The organism is Kribbella sp. NBC_00889 (assembly GCF_045207705.1).
Classification (GTDB): Bacteria; Actinomycetota; Actinomycetes; order Propionibacteriales; family Kribbellaceae; genus Kribbella.
The window spans coordinates 7,924,306-7,937,057 of the sequence record NZ_CP108783.1 but is presented as its reverse complement, the minus strand read 5'-3'; the positions used below and the strand labels follow the sequence as shown (position 1 = coordinate 7,937,057).

Here is a 12,752-nt window from a genome sequence, read left to right as displayed (position 1 = left end):
TCTCGGCAGTCGTGACTGACATCGCCGCGGGTACACAGACCGCTCTCACTCGAATCGTTTCCGAACGGCAGACGAAGGGGCGGGTGCCCGGCGTCGTCGGGGCCGTGGCCCGGGCCGGATCACTGGCCTGGTCGCAGGGGACCGGATCGGCCGATCTGGGTTCGCCCGGGGTGCCGCCGACGGCGGACTCGCAGTTCCTGATCGCGTCGCAGAGCAAGACGCTGACCGCGGTCGCGATCATGGCGCTGCGCGACGAAGGCAAGCTCAGCCTGGACGACACGGTCGAGAAGCTGATCCCGGAGAGCAAGCACGAGGGCATCACCGTGCGGCAGATGCTCAGCCACGCCAGCGGCATGCAGCGCGAGCCGGTCGGCGACGTCTGGGACCTGATGAAGTTCCCGGACCGCGAGGAGCTGGTGTCGGGCTGGAACGAGGCCGAGCGGGTCGGCAAGCCGCACCACCGGGTTCACTACTCGAACCTGGTCTTCTCGATGCTCGGCGAGATCGTCGCCCGGATCGACGGCCGGCCCTGGTACGACGCGATCAAGACCCGGATCCTGGACCCGCTGGAGATGCGCCGTACGACGGTCGGCATGGACGGCGGACCGGCAGCCACCGGGTACTACGTACCGCCGTACACCGACGTACCGGTGCAGGAGAAGCTCCTCGATCTCGGTGCGCTGAACGCCTGCGGCGGTCTGGCGAGTACGGCGGAGGACCTGGCGAAGTGGGCCATGTTCGTGGCCGATCCTGTCGACGACGTGCTGTCGAAGGACACCGTGGACGAGATGTGCCAGGTGCAGCTCATGGCGGACATGGAGCGGTGGCAGCTCGCGTTCGGGCTCGGCTTCATGCTGCTGCGTCTCGGCGACCGCGTGTTCGTCGGGCACGACGGCGGCATGCCCGGTCACATCACGTCGACGTTCGTCCACCGCCCGTCCGGCACGGCCGGGATCGCGCTGTTCAACTCGACGTCGTCGCCGGCCCCGAGCGCGCTGGCCACCGATCTGGCGATCAAGGTCCTCGAGGACGACCCGCTGCCCGCCGGCCCGTGGATGCCGGGCGACGCCGTACCGGCCGAGCTCGAAGGTGTCCTCGGCACGTGGTTCTCCGAGGGGCGCCCGTTCATCTTCTCGGTCAAGTCCGGCACCCTCGAGGCGGCCGGCCTCGGCGCCCCCGAACACATCAAGCCGGCCGTCTTCGCCCGCATCGCCGAAGACACCTACCGCACCATCTCCGGCCGCGAAACCGGCGAACTCCTCCGCATCACCCGAGACACCACCGGCACCCCCACAAAGTTGCACTGGGCAACCTACCTCTGCACCCGCCAACCCCTCGCCTTCGGCCAGCACCTCCCCGATTGAGCCTGCGGGATGTTTGCCAAAGGCATCGATGGCGGGTTGTTGGACGGCTGACCTGTTACTGGGCGCCAGCCGTCACATAACCCGCCACCGAGTTCGACCCGGGGTCGGCCTAGGTGCGGCGGCGGTAGGCGCGGATGGCTAGGGGGGCGAAGACTGCTACCAGGCCGATCATCCAGGCGAAGGTGATGAGGAGGGGCTTCTGGAGGTCGCCGCCCAGCATCAGGGCTCGCATGGTGTCGACCAGGTACTTGACCGGGTTGACGTTCACGAAGGCCTGCAGGAATCCCGGCAGGGTGTCGGTCTGGACGAACACGTTGCTGCCGAAGGTGAGCGGGAACATCACCAGGAAGGCGACGCCCTGGACACCCTGCGCGGTCTTCAGGGTCAGCCCGAGCCAGACCCAGATCCAGCACATCGACAGTGCGAACAGCAGCACGATCACCAGCGCCAGCAGGCCGTTGGCGACGCCGTTCCCGAACCGGAACCCGAGCGCGAACCCGGTCCCCATCAGGATCACGATCGACAGCGAGTACCGCACCGCGTCACCGAGGACGGCACCCACCAACGGCGCTATCCGGGCGATCGGCAGGCTCCGGAACCGGTCGAAGACGCCCTTGGCGAAGTCGTCGTTCAGCGCCACCCCGGTGCCCATCGTGGAGAACACCACGGTCTGCACCAGCAGACCGGGCAGCAGGTACGGCAGGTAGTCGTGCCACGTCCCGCCCTGGGCGATCGCGCCGCCGAAGACGAACAGGAACAGCACCAGGAAGATGATCGGCTGGAACGTCACGTCCGCCAGGGCCTCCGGGTTCTGCCGGATCCGGACGACGTTGCGCCAGGCCAGGGTCAGGCTCTGCTGGACCCAGGCGAACGGATTGGTACGGCGGCCCGCGTGGGCCGGGGCATCGACAACTGCGGTGCTCATCGGCCGGCTCCTTCCAGGACAGCGTCGTACTTCTTCTCTTCGGCGGTGTGACCGGTCAGGGCGAGGAAGACCTCGTCCAGGCTGGGCAGCCGCAGCGCCAGTTCGGTGACCGCGATGCCTTCCTCGTCGAGGCGGCGTACCACGACCGGCGTCGACGAACCGTCGGTGACGGGCGCGCTGACCCGGGCGTTCACCACGTCCACGGTCGGGCGTACGCCGACCGACTCGGCGACGATCGCCGCGACCCGCTCGAGGTGGGCCGGCTCGGCCGGACTGACGTCCAGCGACTGCTTGCCGGCCTGGGCCTTCAACTCGGCCGGCCGCCCGGAGGCGACCACCCGGCCCTTGTCGAACACCATGATCGAGTCGGCCAGTGCGTCGGCCTCCTCCAGGTACTGCGTGGTGAGGAGCACCGTGGTCCCGTCGAGCACCAGGTTGCGGATCGTCTCCCAGACGCCGTTGCGGGCGTGCGGGTCGAGACCGGTCGTGGGCTCGTCCAGGTAGAGGATGCTCGGGTCGCCGACGAGGCTGGCAGCCAGGTCGAGGCGCCGGCGCATACCGCCGGAGTATGTCTTCGCGATCCGGTCACCGGCGTCGGTCAGCTCGAATCGCTCCAGCAACTGGTCCGCCTTGGCGCGGGACCGCTCCCGCGAGTGGCCGAGCAGCCGCCCGATCATGATCAGGTTCCGGCGGCCGGACATGTCCTCGTCGACCGAGGCGTACTGTCCGGTCAGCCCGATGATCTCCCGGACCCGGCCGGCCTCGCGGACGACGTCGTACCCGCCGACGGTGGCGTGGCCGGAGTCGGGGCGGAGCAGGGTGCCGAGGATGCGGACCGCCGTGGTCTTGCCGGCCCCGTTCGGCCCGAGGACCCCGAGCACGGTGCCAGTCGGCACACTCAGGTCGACGCTGGCCAGGGCGGTGGTGCTGCCATATTTCTTGACCAAGCCAACAGCTTCGATGGCGACCTGGTTCGTTGTGGTCATCGGTTCCTCCCAGTGGAATCACTTCACTGGGACTACCGTGCCGGACCGCTCTGGCACCGCCCTGGCACTCGGCTGTCAGGCCATATCAGGGCATGCCAGTCGCTGGCACAGGTCGTGTCTGCGGGACAGCAGACACGACCTAGCCCTTCAGCGGTACGACCTGGTTGGCCCGCAGCGCCTCGTAGATCTCCGGGTTGTACCGGGCCAGCGTGGCCCGGGCCTTCCGCCGGTACCTGAGGATCTGCCGGGTGCCGATCGCCCACAGCACGTACTGGAAGGCCAGCGCCCACTTGAAGTCGGTGATGGTCTGCGGCGCCCCGCCCGACGAGGCGTCGAGCAGGATGCCGACCATGCCGATGCACAGCAGCGTGGCGATGAACCCACCAGTGTTGACCATCCCGTTCGCCGCCCCGAACCGCGTGGATGGGTTGAACGTACGGGCGTAGTCCAGTCCGAGCATCGACCCGGGCCCGCCGGCCGCCTGGACGACGATCAGCAGCAGGAGCACGGGGAGCGGTGCCTGGCCGGGCCAGAGCAGTACGACGGTCCACATCGTCACAGACCCCGCGATCACGGCCAGCACGATCCAGGAGCGGTAGAACGGGAACCGAGCGGCGTATCGACCGACCAGTGGGCCGTAGCAGAGGCCCGCCAGCACCGGCAGGACCAGCATCGCCGCCGCAGTCGTCGGCGCCAGCCCCTCACCGCTGACCAGGAACGGGAAGCCCCACAGCAGTCCGAAGGTGCTGCCGGAGAAGCTGGTGGTGAAGTGCGTCCACAGCCCCAACCGGGTGCCCGGCTCCTTCCAGGCCCGCCGCAGGTTGTGCCGCACCTCGGGGACCGACTGCTTGGCCCGGTGCAGCGGCTCGTCGTACGGCGTGTCCTTGATCAGGAAGAGAACGAGTACGCCGGTCACCAGGCTGAGCACACTGGCAGCGGCGAAGGTGGTGGTCCAACCGAAAGCGTGGAAGGCCGCGGACATCGGCACGGTCGAGACGATCGCGCCGAGACCACCGAGCATTCCGGTCGCCTGTGACATCACCGGCTGCCGTAACGCGGGGAACCACGACATGACAACCCGCAGCACGCTGATGAACACCAGTGCGTCGCCCACACCCAGTACGGCGCGGGCCGCGAGCGCAGCCGGGTAGGAGTCGACCAGACTGAACGCGGTCTGCGCCACGAACAGCAGCCCGGACGCGGTGATCAGCAGCCGCTTGGAGCCATACCGGTCGAGCAGTACGCCGACCGGCACCTGCATAGCGGCGTACACGGTCAGCTGTACGACGGTGAAGCTGGCCAGCGCGGATGCGGAGATGTGGAAGCGCTCGGCGGCCTGCAGGCCGGCCACGCTCATCGAGCCACGGTGCAGCACGGTCACGAGGTAGGTGAGGACAGCAGTGGTCCACACCGCCCAGGCGCGACGTCCGCCCAGGGGGAAGAGGAGTTCTGTCAACGCGAACTCCGCAGGTCCGCCGAGGCGGAGTCGATGTGGGCGACGACGAGCTCGCGGAACCGCTTCACGCTGTTCCCGCCGAGGGCGTCGATCATCTCCTGGTGCGCGGCGATCGACTTGTCCATCCGGGCCGGCTGCATCTGGATGCCGGGCACGCCCATCCGGACCTGGCGGTCGCGCAGGCTGTTGTAGAGCTTGGCCAGGATTTGGTTGCCGGCGGCACCGACGATGGCCTCGTGGAAGGCGCGATCAGCCTCCAGGAAGCTCTTCGCGTCGCCGCTGCGGCGGTGCTCGCGCATCTCGTCGACGCGCTGGGTCAGGGTCTCGACGAGCTGCTTGCGCCGCGGCCAGACCTTCGAGGCGGTGTGCGTCTCGATCAGCTCGCGGGCCTCCAGGACATCGTCGATCTCCTGCGGCAGCACCGGCTGAACGAGTGCGCCCTTCTTCGGGTACAGCTTCACCAGGCCGGACTCTTCCAACCGGAGCAACGCTTCGCGCACGGGTGTCCGCGACACCCCGACCGCGGTGGCCAGCTCACCTTCGGTGAGCAGCTCACCGCCCGGGTAGACCCGGTCCAGGATCGCCGCCTTCACGTAGGCGTAGACCCGCTCGGTAGCCGGGATCTTCTCGACCCCCGGCGCCGCCTCGACCACCACCCGGGCGATCTCCGCGGTCTCCTCGCCCAACTCCAGCGCTGACCGCGACGCCGACACAGCCGACTCGTTCCCCGGCACCCCGCTTGTCACTGAACTCCCACCCATACGACCGGTATCTCTGTTGTATCTATCTTACACAGACCTCTAATCCACCGCCGCGGCCAGGTATTCCCCAGCTTGTCCACGAGTTATCCACAGGCCGATCCACAGCATGTGGGCAACTGAGCGTGAACAGATGGACTGTAGGTAGTGACAAGTGGAGGGTTTCCCCTGCGTTGTGGATGAAGAACTCCACGTTTTCGCGATCCGCTCTAGAGTCTCGGGATACCGAGCCTGGCCCGACCTCACCCAGGCCCCCGTCCCGAGGAGGCAGCGTGTCCCGAAGCTCCCGTCCGCGCCGGTGGACAGCCGGCCTGGCTGCCACTGCGCTCACTCTGACGACACTCGGTGCCGCCACCGCCCACGCCGTTCCGTCCGACCAGGCGTCGGCGGCGGCGCCTGGGCCGCTGATGAACTACGTGGTCAACACCAAGGCCACCCCCGGTCACGTCCGCAAGGCCGAGCTCGCCGTGAAGGCGGCCGGCGGGACCGTCGTGTCGTCGTACGGCCAGCTCGGGGTGGTGATCGCCCAGTCGACCAACCCGGACTTCCGCACCGACGTGCGCGCGGGCAACAACGGGCGAGAGGTCCAGTCGGTCGGCGCGACCCGCACCGCCGCGGTCAGCGAGGGCCCGGTCGGTACGGCGAAGTCCGCCGCCGGAGTGAAGTCGGTCGAGGACGCCGAAGCCGCGCCGGTGCCGGATCCGCGCGAGGTCGACCAGTGGGACATGGTCCAGATCAAGGCGGACCAGGCCCACGCGGTCACCGACGGCTCCCGCAGTGTGCTGGTCGGCATCAACGACAGCGGTGTCGACGACACCCACCCGGACCTGGCGCCGAACTTCGACGCCAAGGACTCGGTGAACTGTGTGAACAACGGCGTACCGGACACCACTGCGGGTGCCTGGCGGCCGACCACCAGCTCGCACGGCACGCACGTGGCCGGGACGGTCGCCGCGGCCCGCAACGGCGTCGGCATCGTCGGTGTCGCTCCCGGCGTGCGGATCGCGTCGGTCAAGGTGGTCAACGACTACGGCTTCATCTACCCGGAGTACTCGATCTGCGGCATCGTGTGGGCCGCCGAGCACCACATGGACGTCACGAACCACAGTTACTTCATCGACCCGTTCGAGTTCTGGTGCAAGGACAACGGTGACCAGGGCGCGGTCCAGGAAGCGGTGCGGCGCGCGTACGCCTGGGCGACGGGTCGTGGAGTGCTGTCCGTCGCGGCCGCCGGCAACGCGAACTACGACCTGGCCAACAAGACCACCGACAACGGCAGCCCGAACGACTCGACCCCGGTCCCCCGGCAGATCAACAACAGCTGCCTGGACATGCCGACCGAGCTGCCCGGCGTGATCACCGTGGCGAGCACGACCCAGGCCAGGGCGCGTAGCAGCTTCTCGAACTTCGGCCTGAACAAGATCGACGTCGCGGCCCCGGGCAGCTCGATCCTGTCCACCCTGCCGGGTGGCGGCTACGGAAACATGAGCGGTACATCGATGGCGTCGCCCCACGTCACCGGTGTCGCCGCGCTGATGAAGTCGGTGCACCCGTGGTGGAGCCCTAGCGACTTGGAGCGGGCGCTGCGCAACGAGGCGGACGACACCGCCTGCCCGACCACCCCGGACGCCCGCTGCACGGGGACGACCGCGAACAACGCCTTCTTCGGTGAAGGCATCGCCGACGCCCTCGACGCAGTACATCGCTAACCAGTCGGAGTGGGGGTCCTCCGCCCAGGACCCCCACTCATCACCGCGCGCTCGTCAGCCGGTGCTGATGAGGACGATTCCAGCGACGACTACTACGGCGGCCAGGGCTCGGCGAGGGCCGAAGCGTTCGCCGAAGAAGACTGCGCCGATGATCGCGCCGAAGATGATGCTGGTTTCGCGCAGGGCAGCGATCGACGCCAGTGTTCCCCGCGTCTGTGCCCAGAGCACCAGCCCGTACGCGATCATCGACACCACGCCACCGGCGAGGCCCGACAGGACCGCCGCCCGGGGCAACTGCAGAACCCGCGGGCCGCGCCACGCGAACACCACCAGCGGCATCGCGAATCCCTGGAGCATGAACACCCAGCCCATGTACGTGAGCACGGGCATCTTGTGCACCGCCAGACCGTCGACCACGGTGTACGACGCGATCATCAGCCCGGTCCCGACGGCAGCCATCAAGGCGGGCAACTGCCGCCGCCCGGGCCGCCCGATGAACACCAGCGCGATCAACCCCGCCGAGATGAGCAGCACGCCCGCCAGTTCGACCGCGGCCAGCGCCTGATGCAGTACGACGATCGACACCACGGCGACCACCCACGGCGACGTACCCCTGGCCAACGGGTACATCTGGCTGAACTGCCCCAGCTGGTACGACGCGAGCAGCCCACCGAGATACGCCAGGTGCAGCAACGCGGACGCGATGATGTACCCCCAGGTGCCGCCCGGCGGCAGCCCCATCACGAGCACCGCGACGAGACCGATCACTCCCGCCGCGATCTCGAACAACGCGAGCCCCGCCACCCGGTCCGGCGCCCCATGAGCCATCGCGTTCCAGGCCGCATGAAGAACCGCCGCCCCCAGCACCACCATCAACACCACCGCTACACCCTCTCACCGGCGGAAACCCGATCGCGATCGGTTTCTCGGCTCGTGCGCCTGGTACTTGAGACGCTGTAGGCATGCGATCTGTGAGGCAGTGGAAGTTCGGAGGGCCAGAAGTTCTCGAGCTGACCGAGGTCCAGAAGCCGGTGCCGGGGCCTACTGAGGTGCTGGTGGAGGTGCATGCTGCGGGCGTCAACCCGGTGGACTGGGTGACTCGGGCGGAGGAGGTCTACCTGGGGAAGCCGCCGTACACGCTCGGCTGGGATGTGTCCGGGGTGGTCGTTGAGGCCGGCCTGGGCGCGAGCGGGGTTGCCGTGGGGGACGAGGTGTTGGGGATGCCTTGGTTTCCGCGGGAGGCTGCGGCGTACGCCGATTATGTGACGGCGCCGTCTCGGCAGCTCGTGCGGAAGCCGACGGGGATGGCGCACGTGGAGGCGGCTGGGTTGCCGCTGGCGGGGCTCACCGCGTGGCAGTGCCTGGTCGAGGTGGCCGACGTACAGGCTGGGCAGCGGGTGCTGGTTGATGCTGCCGCGGGTGGGGTCGGGCATCTGGCGGTGCAGATCGCCAAGGCTCGTGGGGCTGAGGTGGTCGGGACTGCGAGTGCGGGGAAGCACGAGTTCTTGCGGTCGATCGGGGTGGATCAGCCCCTCGACTACCACGATCCGGCGGCTGACCCCGGGGAGCTCGACCTGCTGATCGGGCTGGCGGGGACCGAATCGGACCGGCGGTGGTTGGAGTTCCTGCGACCGGGCGGGCTGCTGGTCGCCGTACTCGGCGGGGTGCCGGAGAAGCTTGGGCGGGATGCCGACGCACGCGGCGTACGTACTGCGGAGATGTTGGTCGAGCCGGATCGGATCGGGCTGCTCGGGTTGACCGACCTGGTCGAGCGCGGGCTGCTCCGGGTGCATGTCGAGCGGACGTTCCCGCTCGAGCAGGCTGCCGAGGCCCATCGCATCGGCGAGACCTCGCGGGCAACCGGCAAGCTCGTCCTCACCCTCCGCTGACTTGCGGACCGCCCCCACTCACCAACCCCGGTCCCCACGAGACTCGCAGCGCGCGTGAGCGTGCGGCACTCGCGCCCAGGCGGGTTGGTGAGTGGCGGAGGTCCGCCACATGGCACGGCCCGGGCAGTCTGGTGACTGCCCGGGCCGTTCCAGGGTTGTTCAGAACATCAGGGCGCGGGCGGGGTCCTCGAGGATGCCGGCGACGTCGGCGAGGAAGGTGGAGCCCTTCTCGCCGTCGATCAGGCGGTGGTCGAACGACAGTGCCAGCGTGGTGATCCAGCGCGGGACGATCTCGTCGTCCACCACCCACGGCTGCTTGCGGATCGCGCCGAAGGCGAGGATCGCGGCCTCGCCCGGGTTGATGATCGGCGTCCCCGCGTCGACGCCGAAGACGCCGACGTTGGTGATGGTGAACGAGCCGCCGGCCTGATCCGCCGGTTGGGTCTTGCCCTCGCGGGCGGTGGCGACCAGGTCGTTCAGCGCCGCGCAGAGCTCGGGCAACGTGAGGGCGTCGGCGTTCTTGATGTTCGGCACGATCAGGCCGCGCGGGGTGGCCGCGGCGATACCGAGATTGACCGCGCCCTTGTAGACGATCTCCTGCGCCGGTTCGTCCCAGGCCGCGTTGATGACCGGGGTACGACGGGCTGCCAGGGTGACCGCCTTCGCGACGATCAGCAACGGCGACACCTTGAGATCGCGGAACGCCTTGTCACCCTTGAGCCGGTCGACCAGCTCCATGGTGGCGCTGACGTCCACGGTGATCCACTCGGTCACATGCGGCGCGGTGAAGGCACTGGCAACCATCGCCTGCGCCATCACCTTCTGCACACCCTTCACCGGCACGCGAGTGTCCCCACGCCCACTGACCACTGGCGCAACCTCAACCACCGGAGCCGGCGCCTCGACATGCCCTTCGACATCAGCCCGGGTGATGATCCCACCCGGCCCGGTAGCCGTCACTGTCGCGAGGTCGATGCCCAGATCCTTCGCCAGCTTCCGCACCGGGGGCTTGGCCAGCACATGTACAGCGCCCGCCGGTTCATTGCTCTTAGCAACAACTGGCTCGGGTACGGGTGCGGGTGCCGGCACCTCGACCGCCGGAGCTGATGCAGGGCCGGCACTCTTGCGGGGGCGGCGTTTGGCTTCGGTGGTTCGGGGGCCGTAGCCGACGAGGACCGCGGTGCGACCGCCGTTGTCGGGCTCGGGGATCGCGGGCACGAGGTCTTCGGTGCCGGCGTCAGCCGGTGGGGTCTCGTCGCCCGCGGAGTCGGTTTGGACGGCGATGATCGGCGTACCGACCGGGACGGTTTCGCCTTCGGGGACGAGGAGTTCGGCGATGGTGCCGGCGAAGGGGACCGGGAGCTCGACCAGCGACTTGGCGGTCTCGATCTCGACCACGGTGTCGTTGAGCTTGACCGTGTCGCCCGGCTTGACCTTCCAGCTGACGATCTCGGCTTCGACCAGACCCTCACCCACGTCGGGGAGGCGGAAGTGCTGGATGCCCATCAGTACCCCATCACCCGGTCGACACCGTCGAGCACCCGGTCCAGGTCGGGCAGGTAGTCCTCTTCCGTCCGCGACGGCGGGTACGGGGTGTCGAACCCGGTAACGCGCAGTACCGGCGCCTCCAGGTGGTAGAAGCACTCCTCGGTCAACCGCGCCGCGATCTCCGAACCCGGGCCGAGCGTGTACGGCGCCTCGTGTACGACGATCGCCCGCCGCGTCTTCTTCACCGACGCGAAGATCGTCGGCAGGTCGAACGGCGAGATCGTGCGCAGGTCGACGACCTCGAGCTGCCGGCCGTCCTCGACCGCGGCCTCGGCGGCCTGCAGGCAGGTCTTCACCATCGGGCCGTAGCAGAGCAGCGTCGCGTCGGTGCCCTCACGGACCACCTTCGCCTGGTGCAGCGGCAGCTCCGGCGGCACGGACTCGTCCAGTTCGGCCTTCTCGTGGTAGCGGCGCTTCGGCTCGAAGAACACCACCGGGTCGTCGGTGGCGATCGCCTGCTGGATCATCCAGTACGCGTCGACCGGGTCGCCGCAGGACACCACCTTGAGACCAGGCACGTGCGCGAACAGCGTCTCCGGCGACTCCGAGTGGTGCTCGACCGCGCCGATGCCGCCGCCGTACGGGATCCGGATCACGACGGGCATCCGGATCCGGCCGTGCGACCGGAAGTGCATCTTCGCGACCTGGTTGATGATCTGGTCGTACGCCGGGAACACGAACCCGTCGAACTGGATCTCGCAGACCGGCCGGTACCCGCGCAGCGCCAGGCCGACCGCGGTCCCGATGATGCCGGACTCGGCCAGCGGGGTGTCGATCACCCGGTCCTCGCCGAAGTCCTTCTGCAGTCCTTCGGTCACCCGGAAGACCCCGCCGAGCTTGCCGATGTCCTCGCCCATCACGACGACCTTGGGGTCGGCCTCCATCGCGGCCCGCAAGCCGGCGTTGATGCCCTTGCCGAGAGTGATCTTCGTCATCACCGAACCTCGCCTTCGAACGAAGCGGCGTACGCGGCGAACTGTGCCTTCTGCTCGATCAGTTGCGGCGTCTGCTCGACGTACACGGTGTCGAAGAAGTCGGTGAGCTCCGGATCCGGCATCGACAGGCAGCCGGCCCGCAGCGTGGCGGCGACCTCGTCGGCCTCGGCGTCGATCTGGTCGAAGTAGTCGTGGTCGACCCCGGCCGTCCGGGTCAGGTACGCGCGGACCCGCTCGATCGGGTCCTTCAGCTTCCAGTGCTCGAGGTCCTCGCTGAGCCGGTACTTCGTCGGGTCGTCGGAGGTGGTGTGGGCACCCATCCGGTAGGTGTAGGCCTCGATCAGGGTCGGGCCGCTGCCCTCCCGGGCCCGCTTCAGCGCCTGCTGGGAGACGGCGTACGTCGCGAGTACGTCGTTGCCGTCGACGCGGACGCCGGGGAAGCCGAAGCCGGCCGCGCGCTGGTACAGCGGGATCCGGGTCTGCCGGTCGATCGGCTCGGAGATGGCCCACTGGTTGTTCTGGCAGAAGAACACGACCGGCGCGTTGAAGACCGAGGCCCAGATGAACGCCTCGTTCACGTCGCCCTGGCTGCTGGCGCCGTCGCCGAAGTACGCGATCGTCGCCTCGCCGTTCTCGGCGTCGCCGATGGCGTGGTCGCGCTGCTGGCCCATCGCGTACCCGGTCGCGTGCAGCGTCTGCGCGCCGATCACGATCGTGTACAGGTGGAAGTTGTTCTCGCGTGGGTCCCAAGCACCCTGGTCGACGCCGCGGAACAGGCCGAGCAGCCGCAGCGGGTCGACGCCCTGGCAAAAGGCGACGCCGTGCTCGCGGTAGGTCGGGAAGACCATGTCCTTGGAGTTCAGGGCGCGGCCGGAGCCGATCTGTGCGGCCTCCTGGCCGAGCAGCGACGCCCAGAGACCGAGCTCACCCTGCCGCTGCAGGGCGGTGGCCTCGGTGTCGATCCGGCGGACCAGGGTCATGTCGCGGTAGAAGCCCTTGATCGCCTCGTCGTCGAGGTCGAACGAGTAGTCCGGGTGCTCGACGCGCTCACCTTCGGGCGTCAGCAGCTGGACGAACTCGACCTCCTCGGAGGCCTGGGGCGGACTGACCGGCGCCTCGACGGGCGCGAACACTTCCGGGGTCATCCCCGGCACCGACTCACTCACATGCACTCCTCGGGTT

The 12,752-nt window shown here is 68.7% G+C and carries 11 protein-coding genes; 3 read left to right on the top strand and 8 right to left on the bottom strand.

Annotated features, from left to right (window positions below; all coding sequences use genetic code 11):
• Positions 1–11 precede the first annotated feature (11 nt).
• The gene (locus OG817_RS39030; protein WP_406049980.1) at positions 12–1,364 is read left to right on the top strand and encodes a serine hydrolase domain-containing protein; all 1,353 of its coding nucleotides are present in this window, start codon (positions 12–14) and stop codon (positions 1,362–1,364) included.
• Between the two features lie 109 nt (positions 1,365–1,473).
• Here the strand turns inward: OG817_RS39030 and OG817_RS39025 are convergent, their stop codons facing one another.
• The 4 genes from OG817_RS39025 to OG817_RS39010 all read right to left on the bottom strand — a co-directional run bounded on the left by OG817_RS39025 (position 1,474) and on the right by OG817_RS39010 (position 5,444).
• Positions 1,474–2,289, bottom strand: coding sequence for an ABC transporter permease (locus OG817_RS39025; protein WP_396397023.1), 816 nt, complete (start codon positions 2,287–2,289; stop codon positions 1,474–1,476).
• Positions 2,286–3,275 carry an ATP-binding cassette domain-containing protein gene (locus OG817_RS39020; protein ID WP_406049979.1) on the bottom strand — a complete coding sequence of 330 codons (990 nt, stop codon included), beginning with the start codon at positions 3,273–3,275 and terminating at the stop codon, positions 2,286–2,288. The genes OG817_RS39025 and OG817_RS39020 overlap by 4 nt, the downstream gene beginning before the upstream one ends.
• A 139-nt stretch (positions 3,276–3,414) precedes the next feature.
• Complete coding sequence (locus tag OG817_RS39015) at positions 3,415–4,731, bottom strand: nitrate/nitrite transporter (RefSeq protein ID WP_406049978.1); 1,317 nt, start codon at positions 4,729–4,731, stop codon at positions 3,415–3,417.
• The gene (locus OG817_RS39010; protein ID WP_406049977.1) at positions 4,728–5,444 is read right to left on the bottom strand and encodes a GntR family transcriptional regulator; all 717 of its coding nucleotides are present in this window, start codon (positions 5,442–5,444) and stop codon (positions 4,728–4,730) included. The genes OG817_RS39015 and OG817_RS39010 overlap by 4 nt, the downstream gene beginning before the upstream one ends.
• Positions 5,445–5,761: 317 nt before the next feature.
• Here OG817_RS39010 and OG817_RS39005 point away from each other — a divergent pair, with 317 nt between their 5' ends.
• Positions 5,762–7,198 (top strand): S8 family peptidase, encoded by a 1,437-nt coding sequence (locus OG817_RS39005; RefSeq protein WP_406049976.1) that lies wholly within the window; start codon positions 5,762–5,764, stop codon positions 7,196–7,198.
• Between the two features lie 54 nt (positions 7,199–7,252).
• Here OG817_RS39005 and OG817_RS39000 read toward each other — a convergent pair whose 3' ends face one another.
• Positions 7,253–8,071, bottom strand: coding sequence for an EamA family transporter (locus OG817_RS39000; RefSeq protein ID WP_406057610.1), 819 nt, complete (start codon positions 8,069–8,071; stop codon positions 7,253–7,255).
• 89 nt (positions 8,072–8,160) lie between these two features.
• Between OG817_RS39000 and OG817_RS38995 the strand changes: the two genes are divergently transcribed.
• Complete coding sequence (locus OG817_RS38995; RefSeq protein WP_406049975.1) at positions 8,161–9,087, top strand: NADP-dependent oxidoreductase; 927 nt, start codon at positions 8,161–8,163, stop codon at positions 9,085–9,087.
• A 159-nt stretch (positions 9,088–9,246) separates the two neighbouring features.
• Here the strand turns inward: OG817_RS38995 and OG817_RS38990 are convergent, their stop codons facing one another.
• The 3 genes from OG817_RS38990 to pdhA are packed head-to-tail and all read right to left on the bottom strand — an operon-like array spanning position 9,247 to position 12,736.
• Complete coding sequence (locus tag OG817_RS38990; RefSeq protein WP_406049974.1) at positions 9,247–10,593, bottom strand: dihydrolipoamide acetyltransferase family protein; 1,347 nt, start codon at positions 10,591–10,593, stop codon at positions 9,247–9,249.
• The gene (locus OG817_RS38985) at positions 10,593–11,570 is read right to left on the bottom strand and encodes an alpha-ketoacid dehydrogenase subunit beta (RefSeq protein WP_406049973.1); all 978 of its coding nucleotides are present in this window, start codon (positions 11,568–11,570) and stop codon (positions 10,593–10,595) included. The genes OG817_RS38990 and OG817_RS38985 overlap by 1 nt, the downstream gene beginning before the upstream one ends.
• Positions 11,570–12,736, bottom strand: coding sequence for a pyruvate dehydrogenase (acetyl-transferring) E1 component subunit alpha (pdhA, locus tag OG817_RS38980; RefSeq protein WP_396397033.1), 1,167 nt, complete (start codon positions 12,734–12,736; stop codon positions 11,570–11,572). Before pdhA ends, OG817_RS38985 begins: the two co-directional genes overlap by 1 nt.
• Between the last annotated feature and the right edge of the window lie 16 nt (positions 12,737–12,752).